The organism is Paenibacillus sp. AD87, from assembly GCF_001659845.1.
Classification (GTDB): Bacteria; Bacillota; Bacilli; order Paenibacillales; family Paenibacillaceae; genus Paenibacillus; species Paenibacillus marchantiae.
Genome location: NZ_LXQN01000022.1, coordinates 620,287 through 638,606 on the forward strand (window position 1 = coordinate 620,287; position 18,320 = coordinate 638,606).

At 44.8% G+C, this 18,320-nt stretch carries 17 protein-coding genes; 4 read left to right on the forward strand and 13 right to left on the reverse strand.

Features of this window, described 5'->3' with window-relative positions; translation table 11 throughout:
* Positions 1-677 precede the first annotated feature (677 nt).
* The 4 genes from rocF to gpAD87_RS31025 form a co-directional block, all read right to left on the reverse strand.
* Positions 678-1,646 (reverse strand): arginase, encoded by a 969-nt coding sequence (gene rocF / locus gpAD87_RS31010; protein WP_082935417.1) that lies wholly within the window; start codon positions 1,644-1,646, stop codon positions 678-680.
* Between the two features lie 53 nt (positions 1,647-1,699).
* Positions 1,700-2,893, reverse strand: coding sequence for an ornithine--oxo-acid transaminase (locus gpAD87_RS31015; protein WP_064642983.1), 1,194 nt, complete (start codon positions 2,891-2,893; stop codon positions 1,700-1,702).
* A gap of 138 nt (positions 2,894-3,031) precedes the next feature.
* A complete protein-coding gene (locus tag gpAD87_RS31020; protein WP_064642842.1) occupies positions 3,032-3,688 on the reverse strand; it encodes an amino acid ABC transporter permease in 657 nt (218 codons plus the stop codon).
* Positions 3,689-3,711: 23 nt separating this feature from the next.
* Entirely contained in the window at positions 3,712-4,533 is an 822-nt protein-coding gene (locus tag gpAD87_RS31025) for a transporter substrate-binding domain-containing protein (RefSeq protein ID WP_064642844.1), read from the reverse strand.
* 328 nt (positions 4,534-4,861) lie between these two features.
* Here gpAD87_RS31025 and gpAD87_RS31030 point away from each other — a divergent pair, with 328 nt between their 5' ends.
* Positions 4,862-5,506, forward strand: coding sequence for a GntR family transcriptional regulator (locus gpAD87_RS31030; RefSeq protein WP_064642846.1), 645 nt, complete (start codon positions 4,862-4,864; stop codon positions 5,504-5,506).
* A gap of 186 nt (positions 5,507-5,692) precedes the next feature.
* Here gpAD87_RS31030 and gpAD87_RS31035 read toward each other — a convergent pair whose 3' ends face one another.
* Entirely contained in the window at positions 5,693-6,433 is a 741-nt protein-coding gene (locus gpAD87_RS31035; protein ID WP_064642847.1) for a class I SAM-dependent methyltransferase, read from the reverse strand.
* 164 nt (positions 6,434-6,597) lie between these two features.
* Here gpAD87_RS31035 and gpAD87_RS31040 point away from each other — a divergent pair, with 164 nt between their 5' ends.
* Positions 6,598-6,960: a hypothetical protein gene (locus gpAD87_RS31040; RefSeq protein ID WP_064642849.1), complete on the forward strand. Its 363-nt coding sequence runs from the start codon at positions 6,598-6,600 to the stop codon at positions 6,958-6,960.
* Positions 6,961-7,028: 68 nt separating this feature from the next.
* Here gpAD87_RS31040 and gpAD87_RS31045 read toward each other — a convergent pair whose 3' ends face one another.
* From gpAD87_RS31045 to gpAD87_RS31065, 5 genes are all read right to left on the reverse strand, one after another.
* On the reverse strand, positions 7,029-9,914 hold the full coding sequence (locus gpAD87_RS31045) for an S-layer homology domain-containing protein (RefSeq protein WP_082935418.1): 2,886 nt from the start codon (positions 9,912-9,914) through the stop codon (positions 7,029-7,031).
* Positions 9,915-10,227: 313 nt separating this feature from the next.
* Positions 10,228-10,455 carry a cold-shock protein gene (locus gpAD87_RS31050; protein WP_017691121.1) on the reverse strand — a complete coding sequence of 76 codons (228 nt, stop codon included), beginning with the start codon at positions 10,453-10,455 and terminating at the stop codon, positions 10,228-10,230.
* A 189-nt stretch (positions 10,456-10,644) separates the two neighbouring features.
* On the reverse strand, positions 10,645-10,845 hold the full coding sequence (locus tag gpAD87_RS31055; RefSeq protein WP_024633772.1) for a cold-shock protein: 201 nt from the start codon (positions 10,843-10,845) through the stop codon (positions 10,645-10,647).
* Between the two features lie 388 nt (positions 10,846-11,233).
* Complete coding sequence (locus gpAD87_RS31060; protein ID WP_063568137.1) at positions 11,234-11,470, reverse strand: DUF6953 family protein; 237 nt, start codon at positions 11,468-11,470, stop codon at positions 11,234-11,236.
* Positions 11,471-11,612: 142 nt separating this feature from the next.
* Positions 11,613-12,398: a CPBP family intramembrane glutamic endopeptidase gene (locus gpAD87_RS31065; protein WP_064642851.1), complete on the reverse strand. Its 786-nt coding sequence runs from the start codon at positions 12,396-12,398 to the stop codon at positions 11,613-11,615.
* A gap of 297 nt (positions 12,399-12,695) precedes the next feature.
* Here gpAD87_RS31065 and gpAD87_RS31070 point away from each other — a divergent pair, with 297 nt between their 5' ends.
* Entirely contained in the window at positions 12,696-13,367 is a 672-nt protein-coding gene (locus gpAD87_RS31070; RefSeq protein ID WP_064642853.1) for a phosphatase PAP2 family protein, read from the forward strand.
* A 141-nt stretch (positions 13,368-13,508) separates the two neighbouring features.
* Here the strand turns inward: gpAD87_RS31070 and gpAD87_RS31075 are convergent, their stop codons facing one another.
* Complete coding sequence (locus tag gpAD87_RS31075) at positions 13,509-14,288, reverse strand: AraC family transcriptional regulator (RefSeq protein WP_064642856.1); 780 nt, start codon at positions 14,286-14,288, stop codon at positions 13,509-13,511.
* Positions 14,289-14,400: 112 nt separating this feature from the next.
* On the opposite strand from gpAD87_RS31075, the gene pyk reads away from it, so the two are divergent.
* Positions 14,401-15,816 carry a pyruvate kinase gene (pyk, locus tag gpAD87_RS31080; protein ID WP_064642858.1) on the forward strand — a complete coding sequence of 472 codons (1,416 nt, stop codon included), beginning with the start codon at positions 14,401-14,403 and terminating at the stop codon, positions 15,814-15,816.
* Between the two features lie 136 nt (positions 15,817-15,952).
* On the opposite strand, the gene gpAD87_RS31085 is transcribed toward pyk, so the two are convergent.
* Positions 15,953-17,482 carry a methyl-accepting chemotaxis protein gene (locus gpAD87_RS31085; protein ID WP_064642860.1) on the reverse strand — a complete coding sequence of 510 codons (1,530 nt, stop codon included), beginning with the start codon at positions 17,480-17,482 and terminating at the stop codon, positions 15,953-15,955.
* A 167-nt stretch (positions 17,483-17,649) separates the two neighbouring features.
* Positions 17,650-18,099 carry an SRPBCC family protein gene (locus gpAD87_RS31090; protein ID WP_064642862.1) on the reverse strand — a complete coding sequence of 150 codons (450 nt, stop codon included), beginning with the start codon at positions 18,097-18,099 and terminating at the stop codon, positions 17,650-17,652.
* Positions 18,100-18,320: the final 221 nt, after the last annotated feature.

The window sequence follows — 18,320 nt, forward strand, 5'->3', positions numbered from 1 at the left end:
AGCGATAAGCTCATTTTGAAACTGACGAGATTAAAAATCTCATTTGTGCTCCAGTCGATTCAAACCAAGGCTTGTCTCGAACTTTTGCGTTCATTCTGCAAGCAGAATGTTTACTCACTCGTTGTTCAGTTTTCAAAGATCAAACTTATTTCATTGCCGTGTGTTGTTCACCTCAGCAACTTTTATATCTTATCACATCCGAACCAACTTTGCAAGCTCTTTTTTTTAAGTTTCTTTCGAAGCTTATTTTATTCGCTTGCCGCACCGTGTTTCTCGTGTTTTCTTGGCCGGAATTAGAATATACCATGTAGAGATTCGGAACGCAAGCTTTATTTTCAAAAAACTTTAGAACCACATTCTCCATCAGATAATCTACAATCTCTTTCTTCTATAGTAGAGCCCTCGTATATATACCCAATGCTTCTTAAGTAAAAAGAAAGCCACGCTCAACCAAACATTATTACTCTATAAAGCTAACTTCACCCTCCATCCGTTCAGAAGTAAAGAAGTGCACCCAACAACCATTAGCCAGGGAAGTACTCATACCTATCTTCACTCCGTTGAAGATCGTATGGATGAGTCTGACCCTGGCTCTTATATAACCTTACATTATATGATTAGACATTACCTTCTATATAAGCATGAATTCATCCGAACAAGAAATATCTATACAACCGTTATAAGATCCGTTTACCCAGCAATGAAGCAATCAGTTCTACTCCAAGGCGGGCCGTATGCCTATTCTGATCAAATAGCGGATTAACTTCCACCAGATCCATGGACGTGATTCGGTTGGTAGAAGCGAGTAGCTCCAGTGCGAAATGAGCTTCACGGTAATTCAATCCCCCTGGTACCGGCGTACCCACACCCGGAGCCTCACGCGGATCAAGACAATCCATATCAAAGCTAATATGAATACCATCTGTTCCTTCCCCGACTACAGCCAGCGCCTGTTCAACAACCTGTTGTATACCTATCCGATCAATATCATGCATTGTAAAGCTCTTAATGCCAAGCGCTCGGATCTGTTCCTTTTCATACACATCCAGATCACGTAAGCCAATGTAGACCAGATTGGAAGGATTAACGAACGACCCTGCACCCGGAATATGAGACAAGTTAAATGCAGAATGCCCCAAAGCGGCAGCAACACTCATCCCATGCATATTTCCAGACAGACTACGCTCTTCTGTGTTCAAATCCGCATGGGCATCAAACCAGATCACACCTAGATTGGAATAATGTGCAGACACCCCAGCAAGAGAACCTATAGCTACACTGTGATCCCCACCCAGAACAAGCGGAAAAGAACCTCCCGCTATCGCCCCAGACACTTCATTGCACACTCGCTCACTCACCTGTCTAACCTCGGATAAATATTTCACACGGTTTCGTTCAATTGGAGCAACAGACTCTGAGGGACAATCTACACGGATCTCTTTTGATACATTCAACCCAAGGCTGGCAATTTCACGTTTCAATCCTGCTGTAATGAGTTCATCCGGACCTAACTCAGCACCACCTCGTGCCCCTCCTAATCCAAAAGGAACCTTAATGATGGCAACATCACTATGATGCAAAACGAATTGTCTCGTTTCATTAGAAGTATTTAGCGTTCCTCTAGTTTCAATATCATTGTTTTCCATGTAGGTCAGCTCCTCCGCTGCTTATATGAAGTAATCAAAGAATGAAATTTTTATCAGTCACCCAACACCTGAGTAATTCGCTCCAACGCCCAGTCGATCTCAGCCTCCATAATGGTAAGTGGCGGCGCAAAACGGATCGTTGTCTCATGAGTTTCTTTACAGAGCAATCCAACAGACATTAATTTCTCACAATAAGGACGTGCAGGTACATGCAGATCAACACCGATGAACAATCCTCTACCTCGAATCTCACGCACAGCTGAACTGCGAACTCCCTGAAGCTGTTTCATAAAATAATTCCCCAGACGCTCCGAGCGCGCTGCAAGCTTCTCATCTTCCAGAACTTCCAGTGCTGCGACAGCCACGGCACAAGCGAGTGGGTTCCCCCCGAATGTGGAGCCATGAGAACCCGGTTCAAACAAATCCAGTATTTCTGCATTAGCAGCAATAGCCGAGATAGGCATTACTCCCCCGCCCAGTGCCTTACCCATAATCCAGATATCAGGCTCAACCCCCTCCCAATCAGAGGCAAATCGCCGTCCCGTTCGTCCGAATCCGGTCTGAATCTCATCCGCCACGGTCAACACCCTATGCTGTTTACACAGTGTAAAGGCTTCAGCAAGATATCCTTCAGGTGGGATGACAATACCAGCTTCCCCCTGAATGGGTTCCACGAGAAAAGCGGCCGTGTTTGGTGTAATCGCAAGCTTAAGCGCTTCAATGTCACCATAAGGAATGATTTTGAATCCGGGTGTAAACGGTCCAAAGTCTTTTTTGTACTCTTCTGAAGATGAGAAAGAGGTGACCGTCAGTGTTCTTCCATGAAAATTTCCGGAGCATACGATGATTTCAGCTTGATTTTCCGGTACACCCTTGCATCGATATGCCCATCTTCGCACTGCTTTCACGGCCGTTTCAACCGCTTCAGCTCCCGTGTTCATGGCCAGAATTTTGGGTTTGCCCGTAAATTGCGAGAGCTTCTGATAGAAATGTGATGCCGCACTGCTGTGAAATGCCCGTGATGTTAATGTTACCCGATCTGCCTGATCCTTCAGTGCCTGAATAATCGCTGGATGTCTGTGCCCATGATTTAATGCCGAATATGCACTTAACATATCCATATAACGGTGACCTTCCGGATCTTCGACCCATACTCCCTCCGCCTGCTCAATAACGATCGGGAGCGGATGATAATTAGGTGCAGCATAACGTTCCGACCAATCCATTAACATTTTCGAATCTGACATATACTCCCAGCACCCCTCTTTGATTATATTGTATACAAAATACAATATCAATGTATGCTTCGCCACGACCATTTACGACTCCTGCTCACTTTTTCCGCTATCACCTAAATCCACTCATTCGTAGAGTCCGTATGCAAGTTATCGGGATATGGAAAGTCTGCGTTCCAGCCAGGTGAGCAGGTTGGCCAACGTAAATGTAATTATAAAATAGAGGGCAGCAGCAACAAGGAGCGGGGCAAGCGGTTGGAAGGTAACCCCCTGAACGGCTCTGGCTGTATAGATAATCTCAGCAATCCCGATCATGGAAACAAGCGAGGAATCTTTAATGATAATAATGAATTCATTGCCGATAGCTGGAAGCATGTTACGAAAGGCCTGCGGCAGTATAATGTAGCGAAGCGTCATGCCACGAGACATCCCAAGAGAACGCGAAGCTTCAGTCTGTCCTTTATCGATTGCCTGAATGCCTGCCCTGAACACCTCTGCCATGTATGCCGAACTGTTCATGGTCAGCGCGACCACCCCCGACATAAATGCGGATAGGTTCACACCGATTACGGTCAGACCATAATGAATAATGAGAATTTGCACCAACATCGGTGTACCGCGAATGAGTTCGATATATGCCGATGCTACGAATTTGATAGGCCACACTCGTGATATACGCAGCAGTGCCACCATAACCCCCAGTAATGTGCCAAACAACACCCCAAAGAAGGAAAGCTCCAATGTTACCCACGCGCTACGCACATAGTCCTGCCAATGTTCCGATAGAAAGGAGAAATCTAAATTCACGGCATATCCCTCACTCGCCCGGTTTATTCGCCTAACATCTCATTGGCTTCTACGACGAAGCGTTCGATATCTCCGCCCGTTTTGAGCTTCTCCAGCGTACTGTTGATCTGATCAACGAGCTCCTGGTTGCCTTTTTTCACAGCGATAGCCGATCCTCCTTCATCCTCTGCCTGTTCAATCTTCACGTTTGCAACAACCAGTCCTTCCTGGTTCTTTACATACTGCTGCGCAACCGGCTTCTCCAGAATAAGCGCATCTACCCGCCCGGTCTGCAATTCAAGAATCAATTCGGGAATTTTGGCAAGAGAAGTAAGTTTGGCACCTTGAATGTCCTGAGCAATGCCTTCCTGAATAGAGCTTTTCTGCACACCCACCTGCTTACCCGACAAATTATCCAGTGAGGCTATCGATTCGCCTTCGTCAGCTCTAACGAGTACAGCCTGTTCTGCATAGTAGTAGATATCCGTAAAATCAACGTTCTTCTTTCGCTCTTCTGTAGGGGTTAAACCTGATATCACAAAATCAACCTTGTCCGTGCTGAGCGCCATAAGCAAACCATCAAAATCCATATCCTCAATCTTCAGCTCAGCTCCCATGTCCGCAGCAATCGCCTTGGCAATCTCAATGTCAAAACCAACAATAGTGTCTTTGCCATTAATGCTTTTGTGAAATTCATAAGGTGCGTAGTCTGCACTGGTGCCAAGTACGATTACTTTCTTCTCTGCGCCACCACTCTCCGAGGATGGAGAAGGTTCCGATCCGGCCCCCGTCGTTTGTTCCTGCCCACAAGCCGACATGATTACCACCATTAACAACAGCATCATTGGCAAAAGCACTCTTTTCACTCAACATACCCCTGTTCTGTTTTGGAATGATAAAGGCATATAACTTGTATACAATATACACAAGACAATATATGGGCTTTAATGTAAGTAATACTAACAAACAATCTGTTGTATGGCAATGAATTTAACACATTTATACGCTATAATTCCATATTACGTAATTTATTTAACATGAAACTAACACCATTTTAGATCATTAAGATTGCTTGCCCAACTCCCCCCTCGGTGTTAAGATGATAAAAACTTGAAACTCCCGAACGGCGCACCATTACAGGGCTCACACCCTCACACATCCAATCATCACTATATACAGAAGGGGGGATTCGGTATGGAGGCACCCAAATACCGGTCCTTGAAAGATCACGTTTACGATTATATCGCACAGAAAATTCAAGACGGGACACTGCTCCCCAATCAGAAGATTAATGAAGCGGAGATTTGCAAAAAGCTGGACATCAGCCGCACACCTACTCGGGAAGCCTTATTTCAACTCACTTCTGACAACCTCCTGCAATATATCCCACGCAGGGGATTTATCGTCGCTCCTTTTGACGCTGGCAAAAAACTCGAATTCTCGCAAGCCATCGGTGCGCTTGAGGCACTTGCTGCTACACTTGCAGTAGACCACCTCAAACCGTCTGAGTTCCTGGAGATGGAAGCCCTTGTTGCACGAATGGATGAAGATATTACCCAGCTCGATCTGGCTGCTTACAGTAAGAGTCAATATCAATTTCACAACCTGTACATCCAGCGCTGCGGTAACGCCACTGTCATCGAGATGTTAAACACGTTAAAAAACAGCTTTATTCGCCAGTCGTATGTTAGCGACAACAAGCCGAAGCTATCCAGTGTACTTAATGAAGTAAATGAAGAACATCGCCAAATTCTAAGCGCTTTTCGAGCCAAAGATAAACCGCAACTGGAAGCTCTACTGAAGCATCACTGGCGTATTATCGACAACGATATGCTGTAATGCTTTTAACCAAACTCTGGCGTGAACTATTTTCATCACTTACTGGATTGGATTGAGAGTCCCAAAACAAAGAAAAAGCAATCCACTTTAAAGTGGGTTGCTTTTTTAGATGCCAGATTTGGCATCAGCCACCTTTTTTTAAAAATTCGTATATCGTATAGACTACCCTCTCGCCAACAAGTAATCCTACTCTTTCTGTTTATTATCGCTATCCATTGATGACTTTGCTTCAAAAACCGCATAACCCAGTCTTTTTCCGTATCTCGCAAGCAAACGATCATTGGTGCGACCCATGCGCTGCACTTGCTCATCCTCAAACAAGCTCATATCCATCTCCCGATGAGGATCATGATCCACGCCCCATTTTCCCATAGAACGAGACTGTTCCTTGACCAAGACTTCAATAAATCCACACTGTCTGAGACGTTTCTTCCATGTAGTCATGGTTGCCAGTGTCCTTATTCCATAAAATTGTTTCAGCCTTCGGCTCATCACCTCTGTCTTCCTTCCGGATAACACCATCTCCCGATCAATGAAGAGACCCCCTGGCTTCAATACTCGCTTATATTCCGCAAGGGTACTTCGCCATTGGGTGAAGATAGTGACAGACTCCACAAATACCACATCAAAATAATGATCCGGAAAAGGCAAGGATTTCACATCTGCCTGAATAAAACGAATATCTAAGCGCTCCCGTCTTGCGCGTCGCACCGCTTTCTCCAACATCTGCCGATTAAGATCCACCGCAGTTACCCGATAACCGTTTCGAGCCAGATAACAAGCCGTCCTCCCTGTACCACACCCCACCTCAAGCACCTTACTATGCGCAGGCAGAGACAGCGTATCCAACAGTTGCATCGTTGCTGTAAACCCTCCCGGATGGGCACTCCCTTCTCCGAGCCGGGCCAGCAAATCATGATAATCCATGAGCTCCCCTCCCTTTTACTCCCTCCAGTGTATGGAGCAGATATAAAAACGGCTCCTCCCCATCTAATATCCGGGTACTCGTCCATACCAATCGTTCTTCTTTTTACTATGATATACAAACCGTTGAATTCAAGCGGCAACCGCACCTAATGAGGGGGATTTGCATGTACAGAATTAATCGGGTATGTGAAGAAACGGTTTCTCCGCACGTTGGACGTTCCGTTTGTCTCGTTATGAACGACGGTAAGCATATGTATGGCACGCTTAGTCAATGTCGTGATGGCAAAGTTTATTTGAACGGATGTTTCGAGGGACCACGACTGTGTTCAGTCAAATCCAAACAGCAAATTGTAAAAAGCAGCATGAAAAACGCTGTTGCAACAAAGAAAGTTAAATCTTCGGCCTACGGTCCATATGGTTATGGAGGATATGGTGGGGGTTACGGTGGTTACGGCTATGGAGCTGGAGCAGGAATCGATCTGGCTCTGGTAGCAACACTTTTTCTGCTGCCATTCCTGTTCATCTAAACTCTCCAAACAAACAAAGAACCTTCTCGCTTCATGCGAGAAGGTTCTTCGTTTTTCATTTATCACACTTAAAGTTTCTCCTGCAGCCACTGTTGCAGGTTATATAACACTACGGATGCTTTACCCCGGCTTACACCCAACACTTCATCCGCGCTATAGTCTTCTGCCAGATAAGAAACCAGCCCCTGGTCCTTCGTGTCCAGATCCGCTTTCAGCACTTTCAATGTGCTTGCCAGCAGTTCATTCGTTTCTTTCTCGGTAATCAGAGCAGATGGTCTGAATTTGTCTTGAGCTTTAGGAACAAGAACACCCATCTTTTCCAAAGCTGCTACATAACCCACATACCAACTTCCCGCTTTTACATCTGCATATTTCGATCCCTTCGCTTCCGTCAATTCGGATACAGTCGAAAGGACACCAGACAGCATTTTCACAAACTCGGCACGTGATACACCTGCATAAGGAGCAAAAATACCACCCACTTTGCCGTCAATAATTCCGTCTTTACGCAATGCAACCAGCTTATCCTGTACATCTTGAGGCAGTCCATCCAGATCAGTGAATGGAAGAGCTGTTGTAGATGACCCTGCACCTGATTCTTGCTCAGGATCGACATTTCCGCCCTCGGCGCCTGCTGGATTCCCTGTTACAATTCCATAACCATTGGTTCCCACATACACACGTCCGTACACTCTCGCATCACCTGTAATCGTTACATTGGCTGAACCATACTGATGCTGATCATCATTAATTCTAATCCAGGAAGCACCGTTATCGTCCGAACGGAAAATCCCATACGTTCCTTCTACTTTGGCGTAGGAATACAATGCCATATGCTCTTGCCCTTCCGCCGCTTTACCCAAACCTATCGTGGCTGCTTCTTCCACATTAGCCAGCTTGGTGAAGGTATGACCATAGTCTACGGAATGGAACAGACCATACGTACTATCGAGTTTCTTGTTATCTTTTGCCGCAGCCAGCCAGATCTCACCCTCTGAACCCGGTACAGCTTTGAAGTTACTCGTTAAGGCAACAGGCAGTCCAGTTGCGGTCGTTTTCTCAAACGTAACGCCACCATCACGACTCACATAAAAGGCCCCATTCGAGAATCCGTAGAAAACAGATTCATTCACACGGTCAGCCGAGACACGTGCACCTTCCGGAATACCTTTCGAAGCTTTCCAGGTCGCACCCTGATCGGTCGAAACACTCACCGGTCTTGCAGCTCCTTCAGCCTTGCTGACAGGACTCCATAGAATCGATTTCCCGTCAGCGCTAATGGCCGCATGTCCACCCTCTGTCTTATCTTCATCAGAAGAGATCCAGGCATTCGAAGCCGGCTTCCAAGTTACGCCGTTATCCGTGGAAATTCCCATTCGAGCAGCCTTTCCTTCCGCGTTACCTACACGTACAACTAGATTCGGGTTCAACTCTGCATAATCAATATCCGTACTGGTTCCGAGATACGGATTCGTAATCATCTCCGGCGCCTTATCCAGGTCAGCATGACGGAATCCGCCAATGTCACCCATCGCACTCAGAAGAGGCGCCCCCGATGGCGGGCTGATAAGACCAAGTATGGCCGTCTCTTCAATACCATCCGCTTTGACGGAAATTTTCACCGTTTCATCTCGGTCTAGAGCTGTTACGTTATCCGAACCGTACAACGTTGCGCCTGTACCATATAGGATTTTATTCGAATCAAACGGATCAATCTCCAAGTCACCAATCATCCATCCCAATTTAGGTGAAGTTTCAGGCAACTCCTTTTTCTCGCCCCAATCCAGCCAAGGAGATAGAGAATAATCGATAGTAAAATGATTTTCCCGACTTGGGTCTTTGGCGTAATCCAGTGTCCAGAATGATTTCCATGTCTTCCCGCCGTCGGTGCTGCGGTAAATGAAGTCATCTGGCCACCATTTGTTCATCGTTGCGACCATTAGTGTATTCGGATCTTTGCTGTCCACTGCAAGCCCACCATACGGGTTATCTGTATTAACAGTTGGACTGATATCGGTCCATTTCCCTGTTTTCGTATCCAGTTTCCAGACGGCACCTTTACCACCGCTGTATGGTCCAACAAACTCATTGTAAGTGACATATAAGGAGCCATCGGATGCGAGCACACCGTGATGGGGAACAAACCCTTGCGTAGGTTGGCCCTCTATAGGCGCCCAAGTCTGCCCACCATCCGTACTACGATAGATGCTCTTCTCAGAATCTGCCACTCCAACGTATATCGTCTGAGTCGTATGGCCACGCGAACCTGTAGTTGGATCAAAGGTAATCCAGGCTACGCCTGCAATATCGTTATAGTCATCCTTAACATTTCCGACTGCTGTAAAACTGTCTACCTTGCTCCAGGTCACTCCGTAATCCGTGCTTTTCCATAGTCCATTTCCGCTGCGAGCACCCAGATACAACACCCGGTTGTTGTTCGGATCGATAGATAAACGCTCACCCATTGAACGCCCAGGCATGTTACCGCCAAGTTTGAATGGAAGCTCTGTCCGCTGCCATGTATCGCCTCTGTCCGTTGAACGCAATAACACACCGTTCATATCTGTCCAGTCATTCGTATATGTACCTGCTGCTATATAGACGCGATCCGGATCAACGGAATCTGTAGCCAAGCTCTCCACACCCGACATGTTCCATTCATCAAAACCAACAAAATCAAGCAGTTGAATCCACGATTTACTCTCAGCATCATAACGATATGCACCACCAATATCCGTGCGGGCGTATACGAGGTCTTTCTCTGCCTTATTATAGATAATGCCCGGAACGAAGCCGCCACCCACTACTTTGGCCCTTCCCCAATCATAAGTCTGCTCTTTTGTAGCCAATGATGGAGATTGAGTCGAGCTCGGTTCCACACTTTCCGCGAAAGCGTTACCAACAAGAGTCGCACTTAAAGCAGCAACCAGTGAAAGACTTAACCATTTCTTCAAAATGCTTTTCCTCCTCTGAGAACATACGATTACGTCATCGGCAAACTGTAAGCGTTAACAATTTTATCGAAAACGTTTTATTTATTGCGTGTAAATGTGATTACTATCTATTCTACAAACCCTGGATTCAAATAAATACATTGTAAATTGGATATATTTCCATTTCATTATCCGACATATTGGAAAAAAAGATATAAAAAAAGGCATTCGTCAAAACGAATGCCGGGAACTTCATATTTAATACCCTTACCTTTGTACAAGATGTCAGGTTCAACTTAAAAAAAAACACCTCGTTAGAGGCGGGTAAGCTATGTTAAATCCGATTTCCTTTAGGCATCGTTTTAAGATTACTATTCGAATTCTCAAGCAATGGTAGCATCCTAGTCGTGCTGACCATCTCAGAAGCACATATCGGACAAGTAGGTACGTTATCAAACGCAAAATTGTCCCGCATCCATCCTTTGCACGTATCACTCGTACATTCCCAGATTGCCGCATCAGCTTGTGGAATCTCTTCCAACGGTTTTTTGCGATTATACATGACTTCTACCCCCTTTGTTATGGAAAAACATCTAATCCGACGTTATTTCACAGAAGCCACTACTTAGCGGAAGTTTTGTCCCGTCCGGACTTCTGTCTCGACAACTATTGGGCCGACTTTCATTATAACTGCTCAAAAAAAAGAAGCTGCCTTTACCATTATAACATGTTAAAGGCAGCTATGCTTTAATTACAGTTTTACAACTTCTTCTGCTTGAGGACCACGGTTTCCTTGTACAATTTTAAATTGCACGCGTTGACCTTCGTCCAGCGTTTTGAAGCCTTCGCCTGTAATAGCGCTGAAGTGTACGAATACATCTTCTCCGCCTTCAACTTCGATGAAACCGAAGCCTTTATCAGCGTTGAACCATTTTACTGTTCCGTTTTGCATGTGAATTACACCTCCAAATAAAGATTAACATGTTCCTTTGTTCTTTGCAGCAAGCAAATAAAAATTCACACATTGAAAAAGGTACCAGTCATAACCTATAAGTGATCGCCCTTTACAATATGTGAATTAGGTTTTCCACTCTCTACAACTTGTTTTTATTATAACTCCGTTTCCACCAAAAAGCAAATCTTTGTATTTTCTTTTCAAACAGCTTTGGAAATACATGTATTCGCACGCACTGGAACAGGGTTTGTCGCTTGCCCTGCCGCTCATTGCGGTCTTATGAAAGGATATGCAGATCCGAACCAACTTATACATTTTCTATAAAATATTTTGACATGCATATCCAACACATCCATGAAAGCTCAATCCATTACATGATAACACACTAGGTCCATGCCCACATAAAAGCATCACGATCCCATGCAATCTGCCCACGATGTAGCTTGCGGAACGCTTTCTTCACTTCTTTTGATAACGAAGTATTTCCATTCTCATTCACAAATACAAATTCTTCCCCAAAATTGGACTTCACATATTCAATTGCAGCTTCCTGATGAAGTGTACCGGTGAATTTAATCTCCTGTACCATCCATTCCGCCACTGCCTGTGCTGTCTTTTCCACAATATCACCTATTTATCTATGCATTGTACGGATGAACGGGCCTCCGATTATGAACAAGCCTGTCATACCGCCAGACTGAAGTATACCACGATCCTATGGCTGGCGGTAAACAGAGTTATGCATCAACTGATCACACGCCCATTTAATGAACCATTGAACTCCCCGGTGTACTACTCTCTGGAGAAGATGACTTCGTTCGAACGCTAAACGTCAACCATACGCAATAAGCAACCAACACAACCAATATGAAGATATCGTAGGGAAGTGTTCCGGTATCTTGCCGGTCGTTCCCAAGAAATTGAATCAAATTATGTATGAAATGAAACAGAATCAGCGGCACGATATTTCCGTTTTTCAACATTAACAGCGCGAGCGCTGCTCCCAACAGCAGTGCATAGATCAGTTGCAGAAGGGTGTCTGCCATACTCTGACCGGATAATGCATTCATGATATGAGTGATAGAAAATAAAACACTTGAAGTCGCAACTGCCGCAACCACACTCTTACGAAGCAAAGTTTTGAAGATTAGTCCACGATAAATGGTTTCCTCCACAAAAGCGACAAGCAAGGTGAAAAAGATAAAAAAAGCTAACTTGGACAAGGTTAATTCAGTAAATCCTTTCAGCGCAAGAGTACCCAGTACAAGGAGTAGTGGAATATAATACTTTGCATGACTTGCCGGGATAGTTCTTATGGAGCGAAATCCAGTCTCTCTCCATTTGCGTCGCAGGGTGAGATAAATAATGAGCACGAGGGCAATTGGAGTAAACGACATCAATACGGGTGATGTGTAGTCCAGTTGCTTCACGGTAGCGACCGCCCCTGCCGCAAAAACCACCAGCAAAAGGAGCAGTTCAATAATGACTACCGTCAGCACGGGCCTTCGCGCGGAAAAGGATTGATTTTGCTTGGATTGCGGGGTTTTCATAGATTGTACCAGCCTCATTTCATTTTTAATGGTTGTCACATGAACTCATATGACAATTTAGTTGTATCATATCTAGTGGATATTCGGATATCCTTTTCTGGATAAAACTATAAAAGTAACAAAAAAGAGAATTCCTCTTACAGCTTTTACCTTACAATCAGGTATGGCTCAAGTGCTAAAATGTCTATTATAGTATTAATAGAATGTTTCAGTGCAGGGGTACGACATTTCTGCAACGTCATATATATGAAGAGTTAAGATGAAAGCTGAAATGAAGAACAAAATCAGGGGGATACTATGAAAGCATTATTTTTGCGCTGGGGACATCTGCTGGCAATCTTATGTATACCGCTTCAAGGTTCCATTTATGTTTTGTTGGGCAATAACACCGGAAGTGATGTCTTCTACAATTATGCCTGGATTGATACACAGATTCCTTTTATCAAAGAATTTATTTATCCTTATGTCAGTTGGATGCCGATTCTGTATCTTGGATTTCTTTACTTGGGTCTAACGAACAAATCGCTATTCTGGCGTATGATAATTACCTATAACGTAGGGGTAATCGCAGCCAATATCGTTTTTGCGGTCTTCCCTACTTACGTACCGCGACCAGAAGCTATCGGAACTGGCTTGAGCAGTGCGCTCGTACAATTTATTTATACCAATGATGCTCCATTCAACTGTTTTCCAAGCATCCACTGTCTCACAAGTTATCTGCTCTTCATTATCATCAATCGCCATTTGAACTTCAAACCACTGGCACGAATTTCCTGGTCGATATGGCTGTGGCTGATCATTGCTTCTACGGTGTTTGTGAAGCAGCATTCGCTGCTGGATGTAGCAGGCGGCATTCTGTTCGCGGAAGCAGCGTACTGGGCTGTGCATGTATTTGCGGTTCGCGCAGGTCTGGCAAGCAAAAAAACAAAGCAACCAATCACGGCTACAAATACAAGCAGCAACGCTTAATATATGATTTATATTGCATCGGCAGGAGTAATTCGACTGTCGTGAGACCAAAAAGAGGGCCGAGGCCCTCTTTTTTTTGCGTGATTGCAGCTTGATGTTTAAATGTAAGAACTTTTCAAGAGACCATGAAGACCCTGTCTTTCATACAATAGGTGGACGTTCATGGAGCAAATCAGATGGAGGAGTTCCCATTAAACGCTTGAATATCCGGTAAAAATAAGACAGATCACGGTAACCGAGAAATTCTGCAATTTCCTGAATAGAGAGTTGTGACTCGGTAAGCAAATACACCGCCCTTTTCATTCGTTGATCATGAACATATTGGCTGATCGTCTGATTCGTCATGCTTTTAAATAACGCGGCTGCGTAATTTGGGGTTTTACGGATCTCGTCCCCGAGCTCTTCTTTCGTAACTTTCTCCCGGTAATGCCGCTCAATGTATCGCTTCATCCGCTCCGCATGAACATGTCTCTCCGGTGGAATAACTCCGCGATCCAGTTCCCTATTTATATAAATAAGCACTTCCATCAATAAGGCTTGGCTCATCATGACATAATAAGACGGACGTTCCTGCCATTGTTGTTGGATGGCTTTCATGCGTTCATGAATCAGTTCATAACATCCAGGCTTATGTCGCAAGGCCTCACTCCGTTCCAGCGCGGGCAAACCTTGTGCATGATCCCCCTGTAATTGAACTACAATTTGCGTGTGGGTTACGGTAGGAATACTTTTGCCGTAATACGGAATGCCAGCGGGGATTAGCAGCAGCTCACCTTTCTCCATGATCTGCTTCTCTCCGTTCACCCAATATACACATTTTCCATAAGTAACCAAGCTCAATCGCCAAGTCGCCTGTGACTGCACCGCTTCTTCGTACCAACCGACACCATTAATGTGTCGTACTTCTAATGGAGTGACCATAACACACCTCATTATTGGACTATATTCTAATCATTGTACTATAGTTCATACCCTGTTTCGACAGAAAACGCTACAATACACATATAAGCAAACATATGAGGAGGAAAATAGCATGTTGAAAACAAAAATTATTTGTACTATGGGACCTGCTTGTGACTCAATCGAATTGTTAAAAGTAATGATTCAGGAAGGGATGACTGTTGCCCGTCTGAACATGGCTCATGGTGAGCTGGAAGATCACGTGGCACGGATTAACAATATCCGCAAAGCCGCTTCCGAATTGAATACGTATATACCGATTATGATGGATATCAAGGGACCGGAAGTTCGTATTGGCAAGCTGAAAGAAGCATCCTGCCACCTGCAAGCCGGTAAAGAGCTTATCTTGACTACAGAAGAAATTCTTGGTGATGCTGAGCGTATTTCGGTAAACTATCCGGAATTGAACCTCGTAGTAAAACCTGGCGATCGCATCCTCATCGATGATGGTTTGGTGGATCTGACTGTACTGTCCGTGGAAGGATCCGATATTCACTGTAAAATCATCAGCGGCGGCATTCTGAAACCACGTAAAGGGGTTAACTTGCCAGGAATCAAAACGACTTTGCCAGGTGTAACGGAACGTGACGTTATGCACATCGGATTCGGGATCGAAAACGGTATCGAAATCATCGCTGCTTCCTTTGTTCGTAAAGGCGACGACATTCGTGAAATTCGCAGTATCCTAAAAGAACGCGGTGTAGATCATGTACAAATTATCTCCAAAATCGAAAACCAGGAAGGTATGACCAACCTGGACGATATCATTGAAGCATCTGACGGTATCATGGTAGCGCGTGGAGATCTCGGGGTTGAAGTACCAATCGAAGACGTACCTATGATGCAAAAAGAAATGATCGATAAATGTAACCGTGCAGGTAAACCGGTTATCGTAGCAACACACATGCTGGAATCCATGCAAGTGAATCCGCGTCCAACTCGTTCCGAAGTTAGTGACGTAGCTAACGCTGTTCTTCAAGGCGCAGACGTTGTGATGTTGTCTGGTGAATCGGCAGCAGGTAAATATCCGGTACAATCCGTCCGCACGATGGCTGCTGTTGCTCGCCGTGCTGAAACGATGATTGATTACAAAGAACAATTCAACCAAAAATCCGCTCAACAAGTAGCTGATATTACCGAAGTTATCAGTCAGGGAGCAGTTAGCTCCTCCCTCGTCCTGAATGCCAAAGCGATCATCACTTCTACCGAGAGTGGATTTACGGCGCGTATGATCTCCAAATATCGTCCGAAAGCACCGATCATCGCGGTTACACAGCATGAAGAAGTACTCGCTAAAATCTGCTTGCTCTCCGGTGTCATTCCGGTTATGGGCGACAAAGTAACAACAACCGATGAAATGTTCGAGTCTGCTACACGCAATGCAATCAAAACTGGTTATATCGAAAAAGGCGACATCATTGTATTGTCCGCTGGTGTTCCAATCGGTCAATCCGGTAATACGAACCTGATCAAAGTTCAACAAGTCTAATTCAACACATCGAATTGCATATATCGTTTCGTTGAGAATACAAAACCACCGAGAGCAGAAATGCATCTCGGTGGTTTTTTCTTATGCAATTCATTTTATCATCCAACAAATCGACCGGGTTACACCTTTTCCAACCTTACAAATTCCGTGAGTAGTTCACCAAATCCTGCGACATCATATTAATCTCATCCATCGAGGCGTTTACCTGCTGTGTTAGGGCAGCCTGATTCTGCGTCAGTGTGGACATGTTGCCAATGTGCTCCAGAATCTGGTCAATGAACGCCTTCATTGCCTGCATGCCATCTTCAATATTGACGGTCGCCTGCGAGCTATGGTCAGCTAACTTCCGAACTTCCCCGGCCACAACTCCAAAACCAAGACCAAGTTCTCCCGCTCTGGCTGCTTCGATTGCTGCATTCAGACCCAGTAAATTGGTTTGGCTGGCAATTTCCCGAATAAACGCTGTAATGTTTTTGGTATCATCTGCACTGCTCTTCACCTGAATGGCCGCATCCGCAGATAACTCTTGCGCAGTAACCAGTTCCTGAGCCTGATCGGTAATCGAGTTGATTCCACGTACCATCTCACCGATGGATTCAGATAAAAGTTTTGTTTTCTGATTCATCGCTTCAACGATCTGTTCCTTATTTTTCTCATGTGTCACATCACGAATGGTTCCCGCTACACGGAGTGGTACACCGTTACCGTCCCGAACCGTCTCGCCACCTGCATGATACCAGCGATATTCCCCATTCTTACGTTGCAGACGGTAATCAAGATCGTAAGCTGTCCGTCCACTGTAATCATTCATGTGCTTGGCAAATTCATTGATCGTCCGGTCGTGATCGTCCGGGTGAAGCCGGCTGCTCCAACTGCTGAAAACATTCGGGAAATCCTGCTCATCGGTAAATCCAAGCTCTCGGCGAAACTGTGGTGACCACCAAAATTCATTATTCGGGTTAACCACATCTCCGGCCACAACGGTCATATCCCACGGTGCTTCCACCAATGCGCGATTTACTAGGTCATAACGGGTAACGAGTGCTTCCAGCTCGTCGGATTTGCTCTTCTCATCATGAATATCAAACATGATTCCCAGAAGTTTAACCGGAACACTTTCATCATTTCGGACAACTTGTCCAAGACACCGGAACCAGCGTACTTCTCCACTCTTTGTAACCATTCGGCTCGTTACGTTGTATGCGGCCTTATCAGAAGATGTATTGACACTTTTCGTAATTTCCTGAACCAACTGGGGTCTGTCGTCGGGATGGATGGATTTGGCCCAGCTTGCGAAAGCATCAGGATAATCCTTCGTATTACTGAAGCCTAACATTTGACGAAATTCATTGGAAAAGGCAATGATATTATTGCTATCTAGAGGATCTCCTGCTACAATCTCAGATTCCCATAGTCCAAAATGTAACGCTTGATTTAACATTTTGAGGCGCATTTCCGCTGCTTCATTTTGCTTCTTCAAAATATGTAAGGCTTTATTAATGTTTTGTGCAATTTCACCAGCTTCCTGCAAATCGTCGATTGACTCCAGCTGATTGCTATATATCCCTTGCTCTGCGTCTTTAACCAGTTTACGGCTGTATTCCAATAATGGTTGAAGCGAGCCCGCAGGGGCTTGCTTGATCGTTTGGGCACGTTTACGGAACATCTCAACTTCTCCTCTAATGTCATTTCTATATATTTCGACATAATTAGACATTAAATGTAGAGGGTTTTCATCCATTTGCGAAAACAATATGAAAAAAAACGCCTTATCAGCGCTTTTTTCATATTGTTATGATGTTATATTCATATACTCTCTCATTATCGGAAGCTTTACCAGCCAAAACTCAGCGTTTTGCCCGTCTCTACCCATGTCTTGATACTGCTCAATATCATCCACCAGCTACTCTGTGCGTTTGCAAAGGATGGATGGTTGTCCGTAAATTGGTCATTAATCAATGTTAACTTCGTACATTCCCCTACCTTCTCCAGCTGGAACACTACTCTGGATTGAAGCTCAGCGTGGTTGGCGTGGTAGGAAGGTCCGGGATGCTCAAGGTAACTTAACAGGGATAGAGGTTCGAACTCCAGAATATCACCGTACACATGAACCGTCTCTGCACCATCATTCCCCGGCCCTACATAGGCAAACGGCTGACCCGGTTGGAAATTGGAACGAAGTTCGCTGCCAAAAAAGCTGCTTCGTGTACCTTCCGGCGAGATTAGGGCATTCCACACATCTTCCTGTCCGGCATTAATATAGAACTCATATTTCAATTCCATGAACTCACTCCCTTTAATGTGTTGTATTGAAGGTACAATTGACACTTGCTTGCAACACTATCCTACGTTATACCCCAAATAGTGTATTGTAAAAACGCGACAACAGCGAAAATAAATGATTTTAGATGCCATGAAGCTGAATATATCGGACTTTTCGTCCGATGCTAAACTTCAACAAATATAGTGCTTTGCCAGGAGATCAGATATACTAAAATGGAATG

What these genes read in the sequence shown, in the direction of transcription:
- gpAD87_RS31015 (WP_064642983.1), bottom strand. Translation starts at nt 2,893, where the DNA reads ATGTCAGATTCGAAAATGTTAATGGATTGGTCGGAACGTTATGCTGCA.
- rocF (WP_082935417.1), bottom strand. Translation starts at nt 1,646, where the DNA reads ATGGAAAACAATGATATTGAAACTAGAGGAACGCTAAATACTTCTAAT.
- gpAD87_RS31055 (WP_024633772.1), bottom strand. Translation starts at nt 10,845, where the DNA reads ATGCAAAACGGAACAGTAAAATGGTTCAACGCTGATAAAGGCTTCGGT.
- gpAD87_RS31085 (WP_064642860.1), bottom strand. Translation starts at nt 17,482, where the DNA reads ATGTTCCGTAAACGTGCCCAAACGATCAAGCAAGCCCCTGCGGGCTCG.
- gpAD87_RS31030 (WP_064642846.1), top strand. Translation starts at nt 4,862, where the DNA reads ATGGAGGCACCCAAATACCGGTCCTTGAAAGATCACGTTTACGATTAT.
- gpAD87_RS31075 (WP_064642856.1), bottom strand. Translation starts at nt 14,288, where the DNA reads ATGGTCACTCCATTAGAAGTACGACACATTAATGGTGTCGGTTGGTAC.
- gpAD87_RS31065 (WP_064642851.1), bottom strand. Translation starts at nt 12,398, where the DNA reads ATGAAAACCCCGCAATCCAAGCAAAATCAATCCTTTTCCGCGCGAAGG.
- gpAD87_RS31035 (WP_064642847.1), bottom strand. Translation starts at nt 6,433, where the DNA reads ATGGATTATCATGATTTGCTGGCCCGGCTCGGAGAAGGGAGTGCCCAT.
- gpAD87_RS31050 (WP_017691121.1), bottom strand. Translation starts at nt 10,455, where the DNA reads ATGTATAATCGCAAAAAACCGTTGGAAGAGATTCCACAAGCTGATGCG.
- gpAD87_RS31040 (WP_064642849.1), top strand. Translation starts at nt 6,598, where the DNA reads ATGTACAGAATTAATCGGGTATGTGAAGAAACGGTTTCTCCGCACGTT.
- gpAD87_RS31090 (WP_064642862.1), bottom strand. Translation starts at nt 18,099, where the DNA reads ATGGAATTGAAATATGAGTTCTATATTAATGCCGGACAGGAAGATGTG.
- pyk (WP_064642858.1), top strand. Translation starts at nt 14,401, where the DNA reads ATGTTGAAAACAAAAATTATTTGTACTATGGGACCTGCTTGTGACTCA.
- gpAD87_RS31070 (WP_064642853.1), top strand. Translation starts at nt 12,696, where the DNA reads ATGAAAGCATTATTTTTGCGCTGGGGACATCTGCTGGCAATCTTATGT.